Annotated in this window: 21 protein-coding genes and 1 pseudogene; 9 read left to right on the top strand and 13 right to left on the bottom strand. The window is 70.2% G+C overall.

Annotation, left to right across the window (positions count from 1 at the left end; all coding sequences use genetic code 11):
- Positions 1-281: 281 nt before the first annotated feature.
- Complete coding sequence (locus F8S09_RS06000) at positions 282-1220, bottom strand: nucleoside hydrolase (RefSeq protein ID WP_152869730.1); 939 nt, start codon at positions 1218-1220, stop codon at positions 282-284.
- A 68-nt stretch (positions 1221-1288) separates the two neighbouring features.
- Positions 1289-4645: a pullulanase-type alpha-1,6-glucosidase gene (gene pulA / locus F8S09_RS05995; protein WP_152869728.1), complete on the bottom strand. Its 3357-nt coding sequence runs from the start codon at positions 4643-4645 to the stop codon at positions 1289-1291.
- Positions 4646-4726: 81 nt separating this feature from the next.
- On the opposite strand from pulA, the gene F8S09_RS05990 reads away from it, so the two are divergent.
- Entirely contained in the window at positions 4727-4966 is a 240-nt protein-coding gene (locus F8S09_RS05990; RefSeq protein ID WP_152869726.1) for a hypothetical protein, read from the top strand.
- Between the two features lie 98 nt (positions 4967-5064).
- Here F8S09_RS05990 and F8S09_RS05985 read toward each other — a convergent pair whose 3' ends face one another.
- Complete coding sequence (locus tag F8S09_RS05985) at positions 5065-5397, bottom strand: FKBP-type peptidyl-prolyl cis-trans isomerase (RefSeq protein WP_152869724.1); 333 nt, start codon at positions 5395-5397, stop codon at positions 5065-5067.
- Positions 5398-5485: 88 nt separating this feature from the next.
- On the opposite strand from F8S09_RS05985, the gene lepB reads away from it, so the two are divergent.
- On the top strand, positions 5486-6115 hold the full coding sequence (lepB, locus tag F8S09_RS05980) for a signal peptidase I (protein ID WP_152869722.1): 630 nt from the start codon (positions 5486-5488) through the stop codon (positions 6113-6115).
- 1 nt (position 6116) lies between these two features.
- On the opposite strand, the gene F8S09_RS05975 is transcribed toward lepB, so the two are convergent.
- From F8S09_RS05975 to F8S09_RS05950, 6 genes are all read right to left on the bottom strand, one after another.
- The gene (locus F8S09_RS05975; protein ID WP_322618575.1) at positions 6117-6671 is read right to left on the bottom strand and encodes a DUF1684 domain-containing protein; all 555 of its coding nucleotides are present in this window, start codon (positions 6669-6671) and stop codon (positions 6117-6119) included.
- On the bottom strand, positions 6668-6871 hold the full coding sequence (locus F8S09_RS05970) for an RNA-binding S4 domain-containing protein (RefSeq protein ID WP_152869719.1): 204 nt from the start codon (positions 6869-6871) through the stop codon (positions 6668-6670). The genes F8S09_RS05975 and F8S09_RS05970 overlap by 4 nt, the downstream gene beginning before the upstream one ends.
- Positions 6872-6946: 75 nt before the next feature.
- Complete coding sequence (locus tag F8S09_RS05965) at positions 6947-7465, bottom strand: hypothetical protein (protein WP_152869717.1); 519 nt, start codon at positions 7463-7465, stop codon at positions 6947-6949.
- On the bottom strand, positions 7465-8259 hold the full coding sequence (locus F8S09_RS05960) for a hypothetical protein (protein ID WP_322618574.1): 795 nt from the start codon (positions 8257-8259) through the stop codon (positions 7465-7467). Before F8S09_RS05960 ends, F8S09_RS05965 begins: the two co-directional genes overlap by 1 nt.
- Positions 8256-9188: an Ig domain-containing protein gene (locus tag F8S09_RS05955; protein ID WP_194165224.1), complete on the bottom strand. Its 933-nt coding sequence runs from the start codon at positions 9186-9188 to the stop codon at positions 8256-8258. The genes F8S09_RS05960 and F8S09_RS05955 overlap by 4 nt, the downstream gene beginning before the upstream one ends.
- Positions 9189-9233: 45 nt before the next feature.
- A complete protein-coding gene (locus F8S09_RS05950) occupies positions 9234-9437 on the bottom strand; it encodes a hypothetical protein (RefSeq protein ID WP_152869715.1) in 204 nt (67 codons plus the stop codon).
- A gap of 63 nt (positions 9438-9500) precedes the next feature.
- On the opposite strand from F8S09_RS05950, the gene F8S09_RS05945 reads away from it, so the two are divergent.
- Entirely contained in the window at positions 9501-12422 is a 2922-nt protein-coding gene (locus F8S09_RS05945; protein ID WP_152869713.1) for an insulinase family protein, read from the top strand.
- 57 nt (positions 12423-12479) lie between these two features.
- On the opposite strand, the gene F8S09_RS05940 is transcribed toward F8S09_RS05945, so the two are convergent.
- Positions 12480-12920: a 23S rRNA (pseudouridine(1915)-N(3))-methyltransferase RlmH gene (locus F8S09_RS05940; RefSeq protein ID WP_152869711.1), complete on the bottom strand. Its 441-nt coding sequence runs from the start codon at positions 12918-12920 to the stop codon at positions 12480-12482.
- 174 nt (positions 12921-13094) lie between these two features.
- On the opposite strand from F8S09_RS05940, the pseudogene F8S09_RS18290 reads away from it, so the two are divergent.
- From F8S09_RS18290 to pfkA, 6 genes and pseudogenes are all read left to right on the top strand, one after another.
- Positions 13095-13253, top strand: a pseudogene (locus F8S09_RS18290) (helix-turn-helix transcriptional regulator); the annotation flags it as partial.
- A 15-nt stretch (positions 13254-13268) separates the two neighbouring features.
- Positions 13269-13613 carry a DUF2812 domain-containing protein gene (locus tag F8S09_RS17605; protein ID WP_194165223.1) on the top strand — a complete coding sequence of 115 codons (345 nt, stop codon included), beginning with the start codon at positions 13269-13271 and terminating at the stop codon, positions 13611-13613.
- A 61-nt stretch (positions 13614-13674) separates the two neighbouring features.
- On the top strand, positions 13675-14103 hold the full coding sequence (locus F8S09_RS05930) for a hypothetical protein (RefSeq protein WP_322618573.1): 429 nt from the start codon (positions 13675-13677) through the stop codon (positions 14101-14103).
- Between the two features lie 72 nt (positions 14104-14175).
- Entirely contained in the window at positions 14176-14406 is a 231-nt protein-coding gene (locus tag F8S09_RS05925) for a hypothetical protein (protein ID WP_152869709.1), read from the top strand.
- Positions 14403-15263, top strand: a complete 861-nt coding sequence (gene rsmI, locus F8S09_RS05920) for a 16S rRNA (cytidine(1402)-2'-O)-methyltransferase (RefSeq protein WP_152869706.1) — start codon at positions 14403-14405, stop codon at positions 15261-15263. The genes F8S09_RS05925 and rsmI overlap by 4 nt, the downstream gene beginning before the upstream one ends.
- 26 nt (positions 15264-15289) lie before the next feature.
- On the top strand, positions 15290-16333 hold the full coding sequence (gene pfkA, locus F8S09_RS05915; RefSeq protein WP_152869704.1) for a 6-phosphofructokinase: 1044 nt from the start codon (positions 15290-15292) through the stop codon (positions 16331-16333).
- A gap of 60 nt (positions 16334-16393) precedes the next feature.
- On the opposite strand, the gene ftsZ is transcribed toward pfkA, so the two are convergent.
- From ftsZ to F8S09_RS05900, 3 genes are all read right to left on the bottom strand, one after another.
- The gene (gene ftsZ, locus F8S09_RS05910) at positions 16394-17494 is read right to left on the bottom strand and encodes a cell division protein FtsZ (protein ID WP_152870231.1); all 1101 of its coding nucleotides are present in this window, start codon (positions 17492-17494) and stop codon (positions 16394-16396) included.
- Positions 17495-17600: 106 nt separating this feature from the next.
- Positions 17601-18962 carry a cell division protein FtsA gene (gene ftsA / locus F8S09_RS05905; RefSeq protein ID WP_152869702.1) on the bottom strand — a complete coding sequence of 454 codons (1362 nt, stop codon included), beginning with the start codon at positions 18960-18962 and terminating at the stop codon, positions 17601-17603.
- The gene (locus F8S09_RS05900) at positions 18962-19711 is read right to left on the bottom strand and encodes a cell division protein FtsQ/DivIB (protein ID WP_152869700.1); all 750 of its coding nucleotides are present in this window, start codon (positions 19709-19711) and stop codon (positions 18962-18964) included. Before F8S09_RS05900 ends, ftsA begins: the two co-directional genes overlap by 1 nt.
- Positions 19712-19777: the final 66 nt, after the last annotated feature.

The raw sequence follows: 19777 nt of genomic DNA, 5'->3' as shown, positions 1-19777 counted from the left end.
GCCACCGTCTCGCTGCGCGAGCCGCCGTGGTGAAGGCGGTGCGGGAGCCGCTCGCCCGCTCCTGTGCGGCGTCCGCTGTGCCCGTTGTTCAGAAGGCTCCAGCCTCTGCTTCCCCTTCCCTTGCGGTGCCCGATGTGCGGGAGGTTGCTGCCGCTGGGTGTGCTGCTTTTCTCCCTCCCTTCTTGTGGGGGACTGGCACAGCTCCAAAGGAGAGGGCTGGGGGAGGGGGTGGAAAGTCACGCTCGCCGTTCCTGACACTGGCAGCCCTGATCCCAACTCCTCTACCCCAACCGTCCCACCCGCTCCAGCAGCAGCTCAAAAAAGGCCCTGTCGTCCACCTCTACCGCCACCTCCACATTCGCGGGCTTCTCCGTCACCCCGTAAAGGTCGCAGACGGTCCGGCCGAAGTTCAGCCCCTCGTGCGTTTCCACCTGCACATTCATGGCCTTCATCCGGCACAGTTCCGGGCGAATCACGGCGGCCACCGCCAGAGGGTCGTGGAGCGCCCCACCGCTCAGGCCGTAGCGTTCGCGGTAGATGCCTGCATAGAAGGTAAGCAGTTCGGCGCTGACCCGGCCCGCCCGGTTCCCCAGCCCGCGCAGCCGCTCTACCCGCTCGGGCGTGGCGACCGCCTGCATGGTCACGTTCAGGCCAAACATCCGCACCTGCGCCCCGGAGGTCAGCACGATCTGCGCCGCGTGGGGGTCAGCCAGCGCGTTGAACTCGGCGGAGGGCGTGCGGTTGCCCTCGCCGGTGCTGCCGCCCATCCAGACGACCTCGCGCAGCAGGCCCGGCAGGTCGGGGGCCAGCCGGAAGGCGAGCGCCACGTTCGTCAGCGGTCCCGTGGCGACCAGCGTGATCTCGCTGGGCCGTTCGCGCACCGTCCGCACGATGAAGTGGACCGCGTGCTCCGCCTCTGGCCCCCGTGACGGCTCCGGCAGGTCGGCGGCGGGCAGGCCCATCTCGCCGTGGACATTGGCCGCCGTCACCGGGTCGCGCAGCAACGGTCGGTCGGCCCCGGCGTACACCGGCACGTCGGCCCCCGCCAGCGCCAGCGTCACCCCGGCGTTGCGGGTGGTCCGGTCCAGCCCCACGTTGCCGTGAACGGTCGTGAGGGCGAGGATGTCCAGTTCCTCCGGGCTGGCGAACGCGAGCAGCCAAGCAATGGCGTCGTCGAGGCCGGGGTCGCCATCCAGAATCACGGGCAGGGGAGTGGGCATGGGGCGAGTCTAGGCTTAAAGAGAAGCGGCCCGCTCCCAACCGGGGACAGGCCGCTACGGGGCTGGGGTTACTTCCCGACAAACACCGCCGTCGTCAGCGCGGGCACGTTCAGCGTGCCATTCGCCGCTTTCGCGCCGCGCACGATGGGGTCGGTGGACTTGGCGAGGACCGGATGCAGGTCAAGCCGCAGGTTCCGCAGGCTGGCGTGGGTGAAGTTCACGGCCTGTCCGCTCCCGTTGAATACCACCACGATGTCCCGGTACGGCTGGCCCTGGCCGGGCTGCCCGCTGAGCTTCATGACGATCACGCCGGGCGTCTGGTTCGGCCCGGTATTCAGGAAGGTCAGCGCCTGAGACACCTGCGCCCCCGTCTCCAGCCGGAACAGTTTGGAGCTGGCGCGAATCTGGAGCGTCTCGCGGAAGTGGTCGGTGGCACGGGTGGCGTCGGCCGGGGTCACCCGTATGGTCGCGTCGGCCAGAAGGGGGCGGTACAGAGGCCAGTTGCCCTCGTTCTTCTCGGCGGGCGGGAGGCCCCGGCCAAAGCCGTTGTCGCGGCCCGTCCAGTCGATGGCGTTGAACCAGTCGCCGCTGTTGTACGAGTCGCCGTCGAAGCTCTTGGAGCGCAGCCGTTCCTCACCCGCGTGAAAGAAGGGGATGCCCTGCCCCAGCCCGACCACGCTCATGGCGAGGTTGTTCATCCGGACGCGCTGGGCGGTGGTCGCCGTGCGCGGCGCCTTGAGCAGCACGGCGTCCCAGAGGGTCTGGTTGTCGTGCGCCGAGGCGTAGTTGATCGTCTCGCGGGGGCTGGCGGCGTACCCGGCGGGCGCCCCGTTATAGGAGAGCTCCCTGCCCGTGACCGCCACGCCCACCGCATTCGTCAGGCGGTAGTCGCGCAGATTCCCGGTCAGCCCGATGCGCACGAGGTCGGAAAGCGCGAGCGCCCGCGCCCGGTCGGTGTTCTGCGGCAGGCCGTTGGGCAGGGTCGCCAGCCCGGTGGCGAAGCCCTGGTCCTGCAACCCGCCGAAGGGGTTCCCGCCCCGCACCGCGTCCCGGATGCGGTCGTTGAAGGTGCCGATGCCCTGCCCGTAGAGGTTGAGCTGGGTGGCGTTCACGCCCCGCCGGTTCTTCTCGACCTCCCCGAAGTCCCAGCCCTCGCCGTAGACGTAAATCTTCTTGCCGTCCACGCCGTCTTTCTGTACGGTCAGCCCGTCGAGCGCCCGGCGCACGTTCTGCATGTTGACCAGCATGTGGTGGCCCATCAGGTCGAAGCGGAAGCCGTCCACCTTGTACTGCCGCGCCCAGGTCAGCAGCGAGTCGATGGTCAGCTTTTCCATCATCCGGTGCTCGGAGGCGGTGTTCGCGCAGCAGGTACTCGTCTCCACCGCGCCGTCGAGGTTGAGGCGGTGGTAGTACCCCGGCACGATCCTGTCCAGCACGCTGCGCTCGGCCTGCCCCGCCGCGTTGGTGTGGTTGTACACCACGTCCTGCACGACGCGCAGCCCAGCCCCGTTCAGCGCCGCGACCATCTGGCGGTATTCTAGCGTGCGCTGCGCCGGGTTCACCGCGTAGCTCCCCTCCGGCACCGTGTAGTGGTAGGGGTCGTAACCCCAGTTGAAGCCGTCGGCGTCACGGGTGGCGCTCACGCGCTTCTGTTGCTCGTCGCTGTTGGCGGGCAACTTGGCGAGGTCGGCGGGATTCGGAGCCTTCCACTCCGCCTTGTTCTCGTTGATTGTGGCGATGTCGAAGGTGGGCAGGAGGTGGACGGCCCCCAGCCCTGCGTCCGCCAGCGACTTGAGGTGCTTCATGCCCGCGCTGCCGTTCTGGGTGAAGGCGAGGTACGTTCCGCGCTGCGCGGCAGGCACCGTCTGGTCCAGCACGCTGAAGTCGCGCACGTGCAGTTCATACAGGCTGAGGTCGGACACACTCGCCAGCTCGGGCTTCTTGAGGGTGTCCCAGCCTTTCGGCTTCATGGCCGCGTCGTTCAGGTCCGCGATAATGCCCCGCGTGGAGTTCAGGCTCAGCGCCACCGCGTAGGGGTCGGTCACGAGGTTGGTTTCCACCTTCCCCGTGCTGGGCGCGAAGACGCGGACCTCGTAGCGGTAGCCCAGGCCCTTCCAGCCCGGCTCGCCCGCCACACTCCAGACGCCCCGCGCGTCGCGGGTCAGGGCGACGGTGCGCTCGCCGCTGCCGTCCGCGCCCCAGAGGCGCAGCTTCACGTCCTGCGCCGTCGGAGCCCACAGGCGCAGGGTGGGGCGGCCAGCGGCCCAGGTCACGCCCAGGGGACCGTCATAGGCGTACAGGGCGTCCAGCGCACGGGCGGGTTGCACGCCGGTCGCGCCCAGCAGCGTGCCGTCGGGTAGGGCGCTGCTCACGGCAAGCTGGCCGCGCAGGGCGGTGCCGATTCGGGCGCGGTCCTCCTCGCGCACGCGCAGCAGGGCATACCCCGCGAGGTGAGGCACCTGTGCCTGCAGCGCCGGGGTCAGCCCGCCTTCAACGGGCAGCAGGGTCAGCGTGTCGCCGCCCTCCACGCCCGCCGGGGTGAGCTTCAGGGCGGCGGTGGGCGACGTGTGCAGGGTCAGGAAGGCGCCGGGCTGCACTAGCTCGGGCTTCACGGCCACCAGATCGGCTCCCACCATGATCGCCTGCTGCTTTTGCAGGTCGCCCACCTGCCGCACGCTGGTGTCGGGGCGGGTGGTGAACACCTCTGCCTTGCCGCTGACGACCCAGGCCTGATTCCCCGCCGTCTGCGCGAGGCTCTGGTCGGGGCCGGGGTCCTTCTCGTCGCCCTTATGTACGATGAAATTTAGTTTCTGCCAGCCGTCTTTCACGGGCACGTCCCAGTACACGCCGAAGGAGTTGGTGCCGGTCTGCGGGAGCGGTGTGGTCCACTCGGTCGGCGTCTTCGCACCCTCCCAGACGTGGAGGCCCCAGCCCGCGTAGTTGCCGTCGGGGCGGAAGTAGTTGATGCGGGCGGTTCCAGCGGGCACGGGCGCCTCCTGCGAGACGTAGGCCAGGTCCGCCTTGCCGCTCTGGATCAGCACCTCACGGCCCTTCGTAAGGTCGGCGAACTGGTCGGCGCCGGGGTCCTTGGTGTCGCCCTTGTGGACGATCAGGCCGACCTTCTGGGCGCCCGGCTTGAGGGGCAGGTCCCAGTACACGCCGCCCGCGTCCTGCCCGGTCGGGGGGAGGGGCTTGCTCCACTCCACCGCCGCCGTGGTGTCCTCCCAGGCGTGGAGGCCCCAGCCCGCGTACTGGCCGTCGGGCCGCACGTAGCGCACGCGCAGGACATTCGCGGGGATAGGCTGGGCGGTGGAGGTGGTCGCCTGGGCCAGCAGAGGGAGGGGCGCGGGCGCGGAAGCCGGGGTCTGCGCCAACGCTGGAGCGGCGGCCAGCGCGGCGGTTAGCAGGGCAAGCAATCTGGACATGGGTGGAGCGATTGTAGCCCCGTGAACCCCGCTTCACGCCCGGCACACGCACCCGCCCGCGCCCCGGCCTAGCGTGCCCCCATGACCGGACGCCGCAGCGACGAGCAGAACGACGCCCCCCAGGAGCAGCGCAGCACCGACTCGGAGAGCCCCACCGAGTCCACCTTTCCTACGCCGCAGCAGGCCAGCGTGGTGCAGGACAGCCCCGGCACCACCGACCTCGGTTACGAGGGCACGGGCGGCCTCGACGAGCAGGGGAACATGAAGATCGAGGACGGCGATCCTATCGGTTCGATGGGCGACACGCTGGACGAGGAGTAAGGGTTCGAGGGGTCGCTTACCCCTCCAACTGAGAGGCGCCCCGCAGCTCACATGCGGGGCGCCCTTCTCGCTGGCGACTGGAAGCTGGCCGCTCCCTTTTAGCGCACGTCCACCAGTTCCACGTCGAAGATCAGGGTGGCGTTCGGCGGAATCACGCCGGGAACGCCTGCCGCTCCGTAGGCAAGGTGGCCGGGGATGGTCAGCCGGGCCTTGTCCCCCACGCGCAGTCCCGCGATGCCTTGGTCCCAGCCGGGAATGACGTAGCCCACGCCCAGCGGGAACTCAATGGGCTCGCCACGGTCGCGGCTGGAGTCGAACTTCTGGCCGTTTTCCAGCGTGCCGGTGTAGTGGACCCGGACCATCTTGCCCGCCTGGGCGGGGGTGCCCTGGCCCTCGTGGTATTTCTCGACGATGAGTTCCTGAGCGGTCATGCGTCCCAGCCTAGCCCCCGCCCCAGTCCCCCTGCCAGATTCTGAAGCGCGGGTGAAGGCGGCGGCGCTCCGGTGCAAATGCTCTAGCATGCCCCGCGTGACGCCGCCTTCACCTTCCCCGCGAGTCTCCGGCGGCTGGCGCGAGGTCTGGCGGGTCTGGATTCTGGGGGCGCTGCTCCCGGTGTGGCTGGCGACCACCTTCGGGGCGACCCTGGCGCGGGTGGACGGCAACTCGATGGAGCCGACTCTGCATAACCGCGACCTGCTGCTGCTACTCAAATACCCGCGCTGGCTGAGAGCGTGGGGCCTGCCCACCGCCTACCCGCAGCGCGGCGACCTGCTGATTTTCAAGGCCCCCGCCGACAGCCCCTACAGCTACGACACCCGTCTGGGGCTGCGCTACCGCCCCTACAACGTCAAACGTTTGATCGCGCTCCCCGGCGAGACGGTCGAAATCCGCGACGGACAGGTCGTCGTGAATGGCCGCGTGCTCGCCGAGAGCTATGTCAACGACGGCGTGTTGAGCGACCAGCCGCCCGTGCGGGTGCCCCCCGGCAAGGTCTGGGTACTGGGAGACAACCGCCTGATCGGGGAAAGTCTGGACTCCCGCGCATATGGCCCGGTGGACCTGCGTGACGTGGCCGGACCCGCCAACCTGCGGCTGTGGCCTGCGCCGGGGCTGGTGGGTGGGCCAGAGGCTGGGGGCGACGGGTCCTGAGTTAAGGCTGCTCGGGGTCCGGCAGTCGCTCGCCTGCCCGCACCGGTACGGACAGCCAGTGCTCACGCGGCGGCAGGGGGCACGTCCACCCGTCCCCGTAGGCGCAGTAGGGGTGGTAAGCGAGGTTGAAATCGAGGCTCACCCGCAACCCCTCCGGCGTGCGGGCCAGCGGCGCGTCGAGGTAGCGCCCGGCGCCGTAGGTGTCCTGCCCACTGGTGCCGTCACGGAAAGGCACAAAGACCCGCGCGGGGGCCTCGTCGCCGGGGGGCGCGAAGAGGGTGAGGCGGTGGGAGCCGTCCGGGAGTGGCAGTGTTACTTCCCCGAAGCGGGCCATCGGGCGGGCTTCGCCCGTGTTCGTCGCCAGGGTGACCTCGCTCCCGTCGCCCGGCTCGACAGGCAGCACGAAAGCCCATTCCGGGTCGGGGGCGAAGTAGCTCAGGCCATGAAAGTCGGCCAGCGCCTCCGCCGGGATCGGCCCCTTGCCCGACGCGAAGTGGGCGTCCTTGCGGCGGCGGAAGTCGAGCAGGGCCTCTGCCCAGGCCGCGTCTCCCGTCACCAGTCCACCCGCACGCGCTCGCCCGCGTACTCCACCACGTCGCCCCGCCGCAGCTTCTTGCGCCGCCGCGTCTCGATCTCCCCGTTGACCCGCACCTCGCCGCCCTGCACCCGGAACTTGGCCTCGCCGCCGGTCTCGACCATGCCGCGCAGCTTCAGGAAGTCCTGAAGGTCGATGGTGTCGCGCTCTTCGCCTGTCATGGGGGCAGGGTAGCAGGGGAGAGAGCGTCAGCCATCAGCAGGAAAAACTGAAGGCTGACGGCGGAGAACTGAGGGCTAGAACTTGTACTGCGCCGAGAACAGCCGCACGTCCGCGTCGTCCACCTTGCGGTCGCCGTTGAGGTCGCCGGAGAGACTCCCCGTCTTGCCGTAGTTGTTCATCAGCAGGGCGAGGTCGGTCAGGTCGATGGTGCCGTCGCCGTTGAGGTCCGCTCCGCTGAGGCGCACACGGGCGGCAGCGGACGTCCACTCGCGCAGTCCCAGTTCGCGCGCCAGCTCCGTTCGCAGCACCTCCGCCAGCGGGAGGGGTCCCTGCGGGTTGAACTCGATGCGGCGCTCGCCCCCCACGGTCAGGGTGCGGGCGGCTACGTCGGGGTTGAAGGGCACCGTGCCCCCCAGCACCAGCACCGGGCCACCGCTGGTGTCCAGCGTGACGGGGTTTTCCGGCGTGCTGATCGCCGCCAGCGCTGCCTCCACCGCGCGGGTCAGGTCCGCGCCCTGGGGCCGCAGCTTCACGCTCGCCGCGCTCGCTGTGCCCGCCAGCAGCGCGAGGGCCAGCAGGGAAACGCGCCGCATCACTGGCCCCCCCGCGCCGCCCGCAGCGCGTCCCGGAAGGCGGCCGGGTCGGTGGGAAAGGCGTTCGAGTCAGCGGGTGTGGTTGGGGTCGTTGCGGCTGGGGTTGTTGTCGCGGGGGTACTGGGGGTGGCTGGAGGAGTTGTTGGAGGCGTCGCGGCAGTGGAAGTTGTCCCCGCCGCTCCCGTGGTCGTGGTCCCGGTCGTTCCGGTAGCCGACGGAGCCGTGGGCGTCGTTGTCCCAGATGTGGTCGGCGTCGTCGCGGTCGGAGGAGTTCCTGCTGTCCCGGTGGTTGCCGGGGTTGCGGGTGTGGTCGCCGTTCCCGTCGCCGCAGCGGGCGTTGTGGCCGTCACTGTGCCGGTCCCCGTGGAAGCGGTGTCGGCCGCTGTGGCCCCCGGCCGCGTGACCTGCCCATTGACGATGGGGTAGAAGCCCTGCGAGAAGCCCACCAGCGGACTGTCGAGCCGCCCACCGTAGAGCAGGAAGAAGCCCTCCTGTCCGGCGCGGAGTTCCGGCACGCCTTCCAAGCCCGCGAGCAGGTACAGCGCGGGCTTGCCCTCCCGCTGCGGCAGGGTCGCGGGGTCGCCCACCACGGCTTCGCCCACGGTGAGGGGATAGACCACCCAGGTCACGTCGCCCTCAGTGACGCGGGTGGAGGTGCCCAGCGTGGCCCGCACGATAATCGCCGCTTTCCGTGCCTGCTGGGTCAGGGTGAGGGTCGGTGCCGTCGTCGCTTGCGCCGCGAGCGGTACCGTCCCCAGTGTCAGCGCGGCCAGCAGCGTCAACGCCCGCTTCACTGCCCGCCCCCGCTGCCGGGTGTGGCCGGGGGAGTGGGGTTAGGGGTGGAGGGTGCGGCAGGCGTTGTGGGGTTCGGCGTGGTTGTTGCCGGCTTCGCTGCGGGCGCGGGGGGTGGGGTCGTGGACGACGCTGGAGCCGTCGTGCTCGTGCCGCTCGTCGCTGGGGCAGTGGCTGGGGCCGGAGCCGCCGTCGGCGCGGGGGCAGGCGGCGCAGGCAGCTTCTGCTCGGCCAGCAGCTTCCCGGTCCCGTCCCGCGCCTCGAACGCGAAGCGGGTGGTGTCCAGCTTGACGACCTTTTCCGGCTTCAGTGCCACCAGAGCGACGCGGGTGCCGTTGGCGGGCACGCTCTTGAAGCCCAGGTCTACCGTCAGGGTGCGGCCTGTGACCTTCCAGAACAGCACCCCGGCGGCGTCGGCAGGCTGCACGCGGGTGACCGTCACGCCCTCGGGCAGTTCCCAGGTCACGCGGGCGGCGCGGACGGTGCGCGGGGCGGTGATGTTCAGCGGGATGCGCGTCTCGCCGCGTAACTCGCCCGTGGGAAGCTGGGGCCTGACCGCCAGCGCGGGCAGCTCGTTCACGTTGAGGGTGTACTCGCGCACCTTGGAGCTGAGGTTGGCGTCGGCGGTTTCCAGCGTGAAGGTGTAGGCCCCCGTCTTGGTGGGGGTGCCCGTGAGCCGCTGGCCGCTGAGGGTCACGCCGGGAGGCAGCGTGCCCGAGGCGAGGCGCACCGTGTACGGCCCCGCGCCGCCCGCGACGGTCAGGGGGGCCTCATAGCGCTCGCCCGCGTAGGCCACCGGCAGGCTGTTCGTCGTGAAGTTCAGGGCGTCGCGCAGGCCCGTCGCGCCCGACCCGGTCGGCAGCGTGTCGCCGCACGCCCCCAGCACCAGGGTGCCGAGCAGCAGCACGCACGCGGAGGAGAGTTGTCGCATGGCGGAAGTGTAGCGGCCCCGCATGAGGAGGGTCGGGGTGGAGGGTCAGTTTTCGCGGCCCCGGCTGGCCTGCGCCTCTCCCGTCTTCAGCCCCTCGGTCCCCCGCTCCACGGCCCCAAAAAACAGCGCTCCGGTGAGCGGGTCCACCCGTCCGGTGCCGTGCTCCAGGCTGGAGCGCAGGCGCCAGAACCCCAGCGTCAGCGCGGCCGGAACGCCAATCAGCCCCAGCAGGATCAGGAGGTCGGTCATGGCTCAGCGTACCCCGCGCGGATGCGGCGTGCTCCTCCCGGCCCCGGCGCTAGACTTCTCCCCATGACCGTCACAACCCGTCCGCCCCTGCCCGCCCCCGGCGACCGCCTGGGCCGCTACACCGTCGAGCGCGTGGAGGCCCTGCCGGAGATGCAGGGCACGCTGGTGCTGCTGCGCCATGAGCTGGGCGCCCGGCACGCCCACGTCGCCCGCGAGGACGACAACCTCGCCTTCGGGGTGACCTTCCCGACGGTGCCCAAGGACTCGACGGGGGTGGCGCACATCCTCGAACACGTCGTCCTGATGGGCAGCCAGAACTACCCGGTGGCCGACCCCTTCTTCGCCATGCTGCCCCGGTCGCTGAACACCTTCATGAACGCGATGACCGCGAGCGACTGGACGACCTATCCCTTCTCCACCCGCAACGAGCAGGACTACTTCAACCTGCTGGGCGTGTACCTCGACGCGACCTTCTTCCCGCTGATGCGCTACGAGAGCTTCCGGCAGGACGGGCACCGCTTCGAGTTCGAGACGCCGGACGACCCCACAAGCACGCTGAAGCTTCAGGGCGTCGTCTACAACGAGATGAAGGGCGCGATGGCCTCGGCGGGCTCGGTGATGTACCGCTCGCTGGGCGCGGCGCTCTACCCCGACCTCACCTACGCGAACAACTCCGGCGGCGCCCCCGAAAACATCCCCAACCTCACCTACGAGGACCTGCGGGCCTTTCATGCGGCGCACTACCACCCCAGCAACGCCTTTTTCTACACCTACGGCACCCTGGACCTGGCCCGCGTGCTGGAGGAGATCGAGGCGCACGTCATGTCCAAGTTCAGCCCCCAGACGCTGGACGTGAGCATCCCCGACCAGCCGAACTTCGACGCCCCGCGCCGCATGGAGGTCACCTACCCCGGCACCGACGTGGAGCGCGGCGGGCAGGTCCTCGTCGCCTGGAAGCTGGGCCTTTTGACCGACCCCGACGCCAACCTGCGCTGGAACGTGCTGGGGGACGTGCTGCTGGGCAACCCCGCCGCGCCACTAACCCGCCCTCTGATCGAGTCGGGACTGGGGAGTGCGCTGGCCGACATGACGGGCCACCTTGACGCCTTCCGCGAGAGAGCCTTTGCGGCGGGCCTCAAGGGCCTGAGCGCGGGCAAGGCCGACGAGGTTGAGGCGCTGGTGCTCGGCACCCTGCGCCAGCTCGCCGGAGAAGGCATCGACCCCGCCCTGATCGAGAGCAGCCTGCACCAGTTCGAGATCAGCCAGCGCGAGGTGTCCAACAGCGGCTTCCCGTACGCCCTGCAAGTCATGTTCCGTCTGCTGGGGCCGTGGCTCTACGGCGGCGACCCGGTGACCGGCCTGCGGCTGGAGGCCGAACTGGAGCGCCTGCGGGCCGACCTCGCCGCTGGGCGGGTCTTCGAGCCGATGATTGAGCGCGAACTGCTGGACAACCCCCACCGCGTCACCCTGGTCCTGCGCCCCGACCCCGAGCTGATGGCCCGCACCGAGCAGAGCGAGCGCGAACTCGTGGAGCGCCTGAGTGCCGACTTCACCGGGGAAGACCACGCCCGTATCGTCGCGGAGAGCCTGCGCCTCAAGGAGTTGCAGGAACAGCCCAGCGACCCCAGCGTGCTCCCCACCCTCACCCTGAACGATGTGCCCGCGACCGTGCTGCGGGTGCCCTACGACACCGAGACGGTGCGCCGGGCGCTGGTGGGCCGGGTGCCGCAGCCCACGGGCGGGCTGGTATATCTGGACGTGCAGGTGCGGCTGCCCGAGGTGCCGGAAGACCTCCTGGGCTCCCTGCCCCTCTACGCCTATGCGGTCACCCGCAGCGGAGCCGCCGGACAGGATTACCTCGCGCTGGCCCGCCGCATCGAGGCCGTGACGGGCGGCGTGAGCGCCAGCGTGGGCGTGGGCGGGCAGCCGGGCGACTTGGAGGCGCTGCGGCTCTCGCTGACCTTCGGCGGCAAGGCCCTCTCGCGCAACGGGGGAGCACTAGTGGAGGTGCTGCGGGACCTGATCGCCGCGCCGGAGTTCACCCGCGAGCGGCTGGACCAACTGCTCAAGCAGCGGCTGGCGGGCCTGAAGGCCAGCGTGGTCAACGCGGGGAGCGCCTACGCCGAGCGCCTCGCCGGGGCGCAGGTCAGCCCCGCCGCCCGCATTGAGGAGGAGTTCAGCGGCCTGACCGCGCTCGCTGCCCTCACCCGCATCGTGGAGGGCGGTGAGGCCGAGGTGGACGCGCTGCTCTCACGCTTCGGCCGCATCCGCGACCTGATTCTCCAGAGCGAGGGGCTGCTGTGCCTGACCGCCACCCCGGAGGACGCCGCGCTCGACCTCGTCCCCGTCACGGACCTGTTCGGGGAGGGGGAGGCCGTCGGTCGGCCCCGGCCCGGCACCCTCGCGGGCGGCCCGCAGGCGCGGCTGACCGACTCGCCCGTCGCCTTCAACGCGGTGGCGTGGCAGACGGTCCCCTACACCCACCCCGACAGCCCCGCGCTGCTGGTGCTCTCGCGCCTGCTGCGGAGCGAGTACCTGCTGCCCGAACTGCGCGAGAAGGGCGGCGCCTACGGCGGCAGCGCGGCCTTCGACGCCCGCGCCGGGGTCTTCACCATGAGCAGCTACCGCGACCCCCACGTCGCCCGCACCTATGAGGTGTTCCGCGACGTGCCCACCTTCCTCGCGGGCGACCTCGGGGAGCGCGAACTCACCGAAGCCATCCTGGGGGCCAGCAAGACCCTCGATCCCCTCACCAGCCCCGACACCGCCGGGCGCCTGCGCTTCTTCGGCGATCAGGCGGGCTACACCCCCGAGGTGCAGGAGGCGTACAAGGCCCGCCTGCTGGCCGTCACCCTGGACGACCTGCGCCGCGTGACCGCCGAGTGGCTGACCCCCGAGCGGGCCGGGTACGCCCTCGTCGCGGGCAAGGACCCCAACGCGGAGACGGAAGCGCTGGGACTGCGGTTTGAGGTGGAGAGCGTCTGAGCTGTACTTGCCGGGAAGAGGGAGACGTGCGGAACGTCTCCCTCTCTCGTTTGGGGATTACCCTCGGTGGTACGGCTCCCCCGCCGTGATCGTGGAGGCCCGGTAGAGCGCTTCCACCAGCACGACCATGGCGAGGTCGTGGGGCAGCGTCAGCTCGCCCAGGCTCCACAGCCGCCGTGCCCCGGCCCGCAGCGCGTCGGTGTGGCCGTCCGGCCCGCCCACCGCGAAGGCGAGTTCACCCGTACCGCCCACGGCCTCGGCTTCCAGAAAGGCGGCCAGCCCCTCGCTGCTGAACTGCCGCCCACGCGGGTCCAGCAGCACCAGCGGCGCCTTGCCCGCCGCCCGCGCGACCGCCTCGCTCTCGGCGGCCTGGGTCTTGCCCGTCACCCGCGTCACCCGCAGCTTGTGGTAGCGCCCCAGCCGCCCCGCGTACTCGTCCCAGCCCGCCTTCGCGTAGGCGAGCCTCGGTTCCCCGACGGTGATGAGGTGCAAGCGCATGGGGGAGAGGATAGGGCTTAAAAGACTTCTCTCAGGAAAGGCGGCAGATGAGTCTGTTCCACCAAGGAGACAAAAGTTTTAGACTTGTCAATATTGTTTGACACAGGGGGCATGCGGGGGTTAGGTTGAAGGCGTCCCAGACGCGACGTCGCTCGCGCCAGGGGAGGAGGCCCTATCCAGAACCGTATCCGGGAACTTCGTACGGCCCGGGGCTGGTCCCAGGCTGATCTGGCCCAACGTCTCTCCGTTTCACGCCAGACGGTCAACAACTTCGAGACTGGTCGCAATGATCCGGGCCTCCTGCTCGCGTTCCGACTGTCGTGGCTCTTTGAGCTTCCCCTGGAGGACATGTTTATGGTCACACCCGAGGAACGTGTCGGTCTTGTCGGCGGCACCTGGGAATACCAGGACCGCCTCGCCACGGCTTTCGACGAGCGGTCCGTCCTGGACCAGATGGGGGAGGAGGGCTGGGAACTCGTCGGATTCGGACCACTGGTGCTGCATTTCCGCCGCCCGGAGGAGCCTGCCCTGCGTGTCCGCTGGCAGCATCTGCGGCAGCAGGTCCTGTTCACCCAGAAGTCCAGGCAGGACGCCGAGCGCGAGGGCTGGGTGTATGTCGGCACCTGGATGGGCGTTTATCACTACTTCAAGCGGCCGGTTGGCTCGCCTTGCACGCTCCCGGCCCCAGCCTGAATCCCATTCGCAGGTCCGGCTCCACGCCACCTGTCCCGGGACAAACGGCTACACTCCCCCCGTGAACTACGCGGCCACCCTGGCGGTGCTCGTCATCCTCTCCTTTTCCTTTCCGCTGATGGTGCGGCTGGGGACCCAGGTGGGGGTGCCGGAAGCGTACAGCGCGGCCACCCTGGGGGCGCTCGTCACGCTGGCGCTGGCGACGTACCTCGTGCGCTGGCAGGTGGGGCGGCACCGGGTCACGCTGGAGCGTCTGGCGTCGGCGCGGGCACAGGTGCTGGCCGACCCGGAAAATCCCCGCGCCTACTTCGTGGGGGGCGAGCACCTGGGCGTGATCCTGCTGCGCCTGGGCCGCCGCCGCGAGGCCGCCGAGGTCATCGACCGCTACGCCCGGCTGGGGGGCGCCCGCGAGGGGGAGATCGTGGCGCTGCGCGAGGCCCTCTCCAATGCCGAGCGCCGCCAGCGCCGCGCCCAGGGCCGCGAAGCCTGAGGGCTGGCCCTGCACCCCCACGCCACCCCGGACAGGGCGACAGTGTGGGGTGGGTGCTCTAGAGTGGAGGTCATGAGGGCGTACAAGGGCATCGTGGAGGGCGGCGTCGTCGTGCTGGTCGGGGCGCGGCTGCCCGAGGGCACGGTCGTGACGGTCACGGTCGGAGAGGCCGAGTTGCTGCGTGCCCGCATCACCAGCGCCCTGACCCGCCGCCGGGTGCGCGTGCGGATCAAGCCGCTGCCGGGCCTCGCCGCCGAGTCCGCCCTGCCGGGCAGCGTGCCCCAGGGCGGGGGCGAGGATTGACTCCGCCAGAGGAGACGGGGACCGCGGCCTCCGGCTCCCCCCACGTCTGGCTGGTGCCCACCCCGGTGGGCAACCTCGGGGACCTCACCTTCCGGGCGGTGGAGGTGCTGCGCGGCGCGGGCGCCGTGGCCTGCGAGGACACCCGCCGCACCGGAGCGCTGCTGACCCACCTGGGGATCAGCCGCCCCCTCGTGCGCCTCGACGCTCACACCATGCACCGCGCTCCCGCCGTGTTGGAGGCGCACCCCCGCCTCGCCTACGTCAGCGACGCGGGCACGCCGGGCATCAGTGACCCCGGCTCCGAACTCGTCCGGGCGGCAGTGGAGGCCGGGATTCCGGTCGAGGTCCTGCCCGGCCCGACCGCCTTCGTGCCCGCGCTCGTCCTCTCGGGCCTGCCCACCGCCCGCTTCACCTACGAGGGGTTCCTGCCCCGGTCGGGCCGCGAGCGGAGGGAGAGGCTGGCCGCCATCGCCGCCCGCCCCGAGACGACCGTGCTGTACGAGAGTCCGCACCGTCTGGGCGATACCCTCGCCGACCTCGCCGCCGCCTGCGGCCCGGAGCGGGAGGCCAGCGTGACCCGCGAACTCTCCAAGCGCTTCGAGGAAACGGCGCGGGGCACCCTCGCCCACCTCAGCGCCCACTTCGGGGAAGGGGTGCGGGGCGAGATCGTGGTGGTGGTCGCCGGACGGCCCCAGGGCACTCTCCTCCCCGGCGAGACGCCTCCCGACCCCGAGGCCCAGGCCCGCACCTGGGCTGCCGAGGGCCGACCCGCCCGCGAGATCCGGGAATTGCTGATCGAGGCGGGTTTGCGTAAGAATGACGCTTATGCGCTGGCCCTGCGGGTCACGTCGTCTTGAATCCCTCCCCACCTCTGAGGTCTGTCATGTCTGAATTGCCGCCTGCCGATCTGCCCCAGCCTCCCGACCTCCCGCACGCCGAGCCGCATCCCAACCCGGCCGGAATCAAGCGGCTGGCCGTCCTGACGAGTGGCGGCGACGCTCCCGGCATGAACGCGGCCATCCGCGCCGTGGTCCGTACCGCGACCCACCACGGCGTCGAGGTCGTGGGCGTGCGCCGGGGCTTTTCCGGCCTGCACCGGGGTGACCTGCGGATGATCGGTCCGAGGGACGTGGCGAATACCATCCAGCGCGGCGGCACCGTGCTGCTCACCGCCCGCAGCAAGACCTGGCGCACCCCCGAGGGCCGCGCGAGCGGGGCGGCCCACCTGCGCGAGTGGGGGGTGGACGGCCTGGTCGTGATCGGCGGGGACGGCTCCTTTCACGGCGGGTACTATTTGCAGCAGGAGCACGGCGTGCCTATCATCGGCATCCCCGGCACCATCGACAACGACCTGTACGGCACCGACCACACCATCGGCTACTTCACGGCCGTGGAGACGGCGCTGGGCGCGGTGGACCGGCTGCGCGACACCGGGGCCTCGCACGAGCGCATTTTCGTGATCGAGGTGATGGGCCGCCACGCCGGGCACATTGCGCTGGAAGTGGCGGTCGCGGGCGGCGCCGAGGAGGTCTTCATCCCGGAGGACCCCAAGCCCGTCGACGGCGTGGTCCAGATCGTCAAGGACAGCGTGGCCAAGGGCAAGGCCAGCTCCATCATCATCGTCGCGGAGGGGTATCCGGGCGGGGCGCAGGGGGTAGCGAGCGCGATCGAGGCTGGGACCGGCCTGGAGACGCGCGTGAGCATCCTGGGCCATATCCAGCGCGGCGGCTCGCCCGTGAGCAGCGACCGGGTGCTCGCCAGCCGCCTGGGGGAAGCCGCCGTCTACGCCCTGATGGACGGAACGGCGGGCGTGATGGTGGGCCGGGTCAACGGCGAGGTCATCCACACGCCCCTGCACGAGACCTGGGAACGGCGCAAGGACGTGAGCCGCGACCTGTACCGCTGCGCCAAGACGCTGAGCATCTGACCCGGCGTAGAGACGAAGGGGGCCACGGCATCTGCGCGTGGCCCCCTTTTCAGGTGGAGCTCAGTCCCGTCCGACGTTCCGCAGGAAGGCGGGGATGTCGTAGTCCTTGGGGTCATAGGAGCCCCCGCCCTGCCCGCGCACCGGGCGCACGAAGGTTTCCAGGCTGGAGCTGCGGCTGCCCCCCGGCTTGCCCATGCCCATCCCGGCCGAGAGCGTGCCGGGGAAGGTGCCCTCGCCAAAGCCGGTGGCGATCACGGTGACGCGCACCTCGTCGCCCGCCGCCTCGTCGGGGGTGATACCGAAGAGGATGTCGGGGTCCTCGAAGCCGGTCGCCTCGCGGATCTTCTCGACGATCTCGTTGGCGTCGGTCATCGAGAGGTCGTAGCCGCCCGTCACGTTAATCAGGATGCGGCGGGCGCCCTCGATGCCGCGCTCGAGCAGCGGCGAGTGGATCGCGCTCATGGCGGCTTCCTCGGCGACCTTCTCGCCGCGCCCCGCCCCGATGCCCATCAGGACCGTGCCCGAGTTGGAGAGCATGTTGCGCACGTCCGCGAAGTCGAGGTTGATCATGCCCTCGACGTTGATCACGTCGCTGATCCCCTTGACCCCGTAGTACAGCACCCGGTCGGCGATCAGGAACGCCTCGCGGAAGCTCACCTTCTTGTCCACCGCCGTGAGCAGCTTCTCGTTGTTCACGACGATCATGCCGTCCACGCGCTCGGTGAGTTTGGCGATGCCTTCCTCCGCGACGCGCTGGCGCTTCGGCCCCTCGAACTTGAAGGGTCGGGTCACGATGGCGACCGTCAGGATGCCCATCTCGCGGGCGATCTCGGCCACCACAGGAGCCGAGCCGGTGCCGGTGCCGCCGCCCATTCCGGCGGTGATAAACAGCATGTCGGTGCCGTCGAGGTACTCCTTGATGCGCTCGCGGTCCTCAAGGGCCGCCTTTTCCCCGACCTCGGGGTCGGCTCCGGCACCCAAGCCGCGCGTCAGGCGGTCGCCGAGCTGAATACGGACCTCGGCGTGGCTCTTGGCGAGCACCTGCGCGTCGGTGTTGCCCGCTACGAACTCCACACCCTCTAGTCCCGATTCGATCATGCGGTTGACGGCGTTGTTCCCCGCCCCGCCCAAGCCAATCACGCGAATTCTGGCCGCTTGCATCATGTCTCCTTCGGAAGGAGGCGCTGCCTCCCTCGCTGTGCTTCCGGTAGCTTACCGTACCTTCATGGTCGGCACGGCAAAGGTGAGCTCTGCGCCGTTAGGCCACTCACATCCAGTCTTTGAAAAAGCCGCGCACCTTGGTCAGCAGGTTGCCGCTTTCCTTGTCCTTCTTAGGAGCAGGCTGGCTGGGCGCGGGAGTCGCCACCGTCACGGCGCCCGCTTCCTTCTTGGCCTCGGAGCTGGCCTTGGCGGCAGGCTGCGGCTGGGGTGCGGGGGGCGGGGTGGCGGGCTCCTCCGGGCGGAAGACCGACACCGGCACCTTACCGTCTTGGCCGATGCCGTACAGCACCAGCCCGACGCCCCCGGCGTGCGCGGGGCCACTCACGATGTCGGTCAGGCCGCCGATGCCGCGCGGTCTACCCACCCGCACGGGCAGGCGGAAGCGGTCGCGGGCGAGTTCGGGAATCCCGCGCAGCGAGCTGGCCCCACCCGTCAGCACGACGCCCTGCGCGACGAGTTCCACCGGGCCGAGCGCCTGGTCGATCTCGTCGCGGACCATCCCGAAAATTTCGGTGAGGCGCGGCTTGATGATGCGCGACAGCTCAAAGGCGCTGATGGCGTGCGTCGAGCCGTTCGCGGTGGTGATCTCCAGCGTGAGGTCGGGGTCGGCGAGTTCGGGCACGGCGGCCCCGTAGCGGCGCTTGACGTTCTCGGCTTCCTCATGGGGCAGTTTAAGAATCTGCGCGAGGTCGGCCGTCACGTGGTCCCCACCGATGGGAATGCACGCCGAGTGCGCGAGGTTGCCGCGCTTGAAGACGCCCACATCGGTGGTGCCGCCGCCCATATCGATCACGACGACCGTCTGCGACTGCTCGGCGGCCTCCAGCGTGGCGAGGCCCGAGGCCAGCGCCTGTAGCACGAAGCCCTCAACCTTCAGCCCGGCTTCCTGCACGCAGCGGCGCAGGTTCAGCAGCGGCCCGGCGGTCCCGGCGACGATGTGCACGTCGACTTCCAGCCGCACCCCGTGCATGCCCACGGCGCTCTTGATGCCCTCCTGGCCGTCCACCACGTACTCCTGCGGCAGCGTGTGGATGATCTCCAGGTTGGGATCGAGGGGCACGGCGCGGGCGTTTTCGATGGCGCGGTCCACGTCGGCCTGTGAGATTTCCTGGTGACGGCGGATCGCTGCGAGGCCGTGGCTGGTAATCGCCTTGACGTGGTTGCCGGCCACCGATACGAAGACCGAGGCCACCCGCACCCCGCTAACGCGCTCGGCGGCCTGCACCGACTGACGAATCGCCCCGGTGGCCCGCTCCAGATTCACGACGGCGCCGCGCTTCATGCCCTCGCTGGGCACGGTGCCTTCGCCGATAATGTCGACCGAACCGTCATCGCCCACTTCGCCGATGACGGTCGTGATTTTGGTGGTGCCGATGTCCAGCCCCACGATGATCGGGTTGTCCTTCATTACTGGACGCTCACCCCCCAGGGGTAGATGTGGATCTCTTGATCGGGAAATTGCACGATGGCCCCAGCATACTTCAGCAGCGTGGCAAGGTCCCCGCTCCAGGCCGTCGTGGTTGGCGTCGCCGCCGTGAACCCGCTGGGGGTATAGGCGACCGACTGCACATTGTAACGCCGCAGGGCACGCGTCAGGGCCAAAGCTTCGGCCCGGCGGTCGGGTCCCCACCCGCTGATCAGGGGCAGTCCGGCCACGTTGCGGGCACCGGGCAACACGGTGCCGTCCTCGGCCAGCGTCACGATCTCACCGCCCGGCCTCTTCCAGCGGGCGAAGGGCTCCCGCTCACGCACCCGCACGACCACCGTGTCTGGAAAACGCCGGGTCACGGTCGCCGCCTCAATCCAGGGACTGCGGGCCAGCCCCCCGGCCCGCCAGCGCCCGTAGTACAGCCACCCGAACTCCGGTGTCAGGCCCGCCAGCCGCCGCACCTGCGCCTCCGAGAGCCGCTCGTGGCCCTGCACCGTCACGGTGCGGATGGGCAGGAGGAACCAGCTTGCCGCGAGCACGCCCAGGACCGCTGCACTCCCCAGCGTCCACCACAGGGGGCGCAGGTTGAGCGGACGGCGGGGCGGAGGCGGCGGGGGAACGTCCTCCACGGCGGGCTCAGAGGCAGGTGGCTCGGTGGTGACAGGGTCAGGCGCAGGCTTGGGCGCGGGCACCCGGCGGTTTGTTGGCCGGGGGTCGGGATCGGTCATGGGGGGATTCTAGCTGTCAGCCGTCAGCGATCAGCCGTCAGCAAAAAGCCCCAACCTGAGCTGGAG

Source organism: Deinococcus terrestris (assembly GCF_009377345.1).
Classification (GTDB): Bacteria; Deinococcota; Deinococci; order Deinococcales; family Deinococcaceae; genus Deinococcus; species Deinococcus terrestris.
Note: the sequence above shows the minus strand (reverse complement) of the source record. Positions and strands in the feature narration are given on the sequence as shown.

What these genes read in the sequence shown, in the direction of transcription:
- F8S09_RS05985 (WP_152869724.1), bottom strand. Translation starts at nt 5,397, where the DNA reads ATGACCGCTCAGGAACTCATCGTCGAGAAATACCACGAGGGCCAGGGC.
- F8S09_RS05945 (WP_152869713.1), top strand. Translation starts at nt 9,501, where the DNA reads ATGACCGTCACAACCCGTCCGCCCCTGCCCGCCCCCGGCGACCGCCTG.
- F8S09_RS05950 (WP_152869715.1), bottom strand. Translation starts at nt 9,437, where the DNA reads ATGACCGACCTCCTGATCCTGCTGGGGCTGATTGGCGTTCCGGCCGCG.
- F8S09_RS05990 (WP_152869726.1), top strand. Translation starts at nt 4,727, where the DNA reads ATGACCGGACGCCGCAGCGACGAGCAGAACGACGCCCCCCAGGAGCAG.
- F8S09_RS05900 (WP_152869700.1), bottom strand. Translation starts at nt 19,711, where the DNA reads ATGACCGATCCCGACCCCCGGCCAACAAACCGCCGGGTGCCCGCGCCC.
- pulA (WP_152869728.1), bottom strand. Translation starts at nt 4,645, where the DNA reads ATGTCCAGATTGCTTGCCCTGCTAACCGCCGCGCTGGCCGCCGCTCCA.
- ftsA (WP_152869702.1), bottom strand. Translation starts at nt 18,962, where the DNA reads ATGAAGGACAACCCGATCATCGTGGGGCTGGACATCGGCACCACCAAA.
- pfkA (WP_152869704.1), top strand. Translation starts at nt 15,290, where the DNA reads ATGTCTGAATTGCCGCCTGCCGATCTGCCCCAGCCTCCCGACCTCCCG.
- F8S09_RS05925 (WP_152869709.1), top strand. Translation starts at nt 14,176, where the DNA reads ATGAGGGCGTACAAGGGCATCGTGGAGGGCGGCGTCGTCGTGCTGGTC.
- F8S09_RS06000 (WP_152869730.1), bottom strand. Translation starts at nt 1,220, where the DNA reads ATGCCCACTCCCCTGCCCGTGATTCTGGATGGCGACCCCGGCCTCGAC.
- F8S09_RS05970 (WP_152869719.1), bottom strand. Translation starts at nt 6,871, where the DNA reads ATGACAGGCGAAGAGCGCGACACCATCGACCTTCAGGACTTCCTGAAG.
- F8S09_RS05955 (WP_194165224.1), bottom strand. Translation starts at nt 9,188, where the DNA reads ATGCGACAACTCTCCTCCGCGTGCGTGCTGCTGCTCGGCACCCTGGTG.
- ftsZ (WP_152870231.1), bottom strand. Translation starts at nt 17,494, where the DNA reads ATGCAAGCGGCCAGAATTCGCGTGATTGGCTTGGGCGGGGCGGGGAAC.
- F8S09_RS05940 (WP_152869711.1), bottom strand. Translation starts at nt 12,920, where the DNA reads ATGCGCTTGCACCTCATCACCGTCGGGGAACCGAGGCTCGCCTACGCG.
- lepB (WP_152869722.1), top strand. Translation starts at nt 5,486, where the DNA reads ATGCCCCGCGTGACGCCGCCTTCACCTTCCCCGCGAGTCTCCGGCGGC.
- F8S09_RS17605 (WP_194165223.1), top strand. Translation starts at nt 13,269, where the DNA reads ATGTTTATGGTCACACCCGAGGAACGTGTCGGTCTTGTCGGCGGCACC.
- F8S09_RS05965 (WP_152869717.1), bottom strand. Translation starts at nt 7,465, where the DNA reads ATGCGGCGCGTTTCCCTGCTGGCCCTCGCGCTGCTGGCGGGCACAGCG.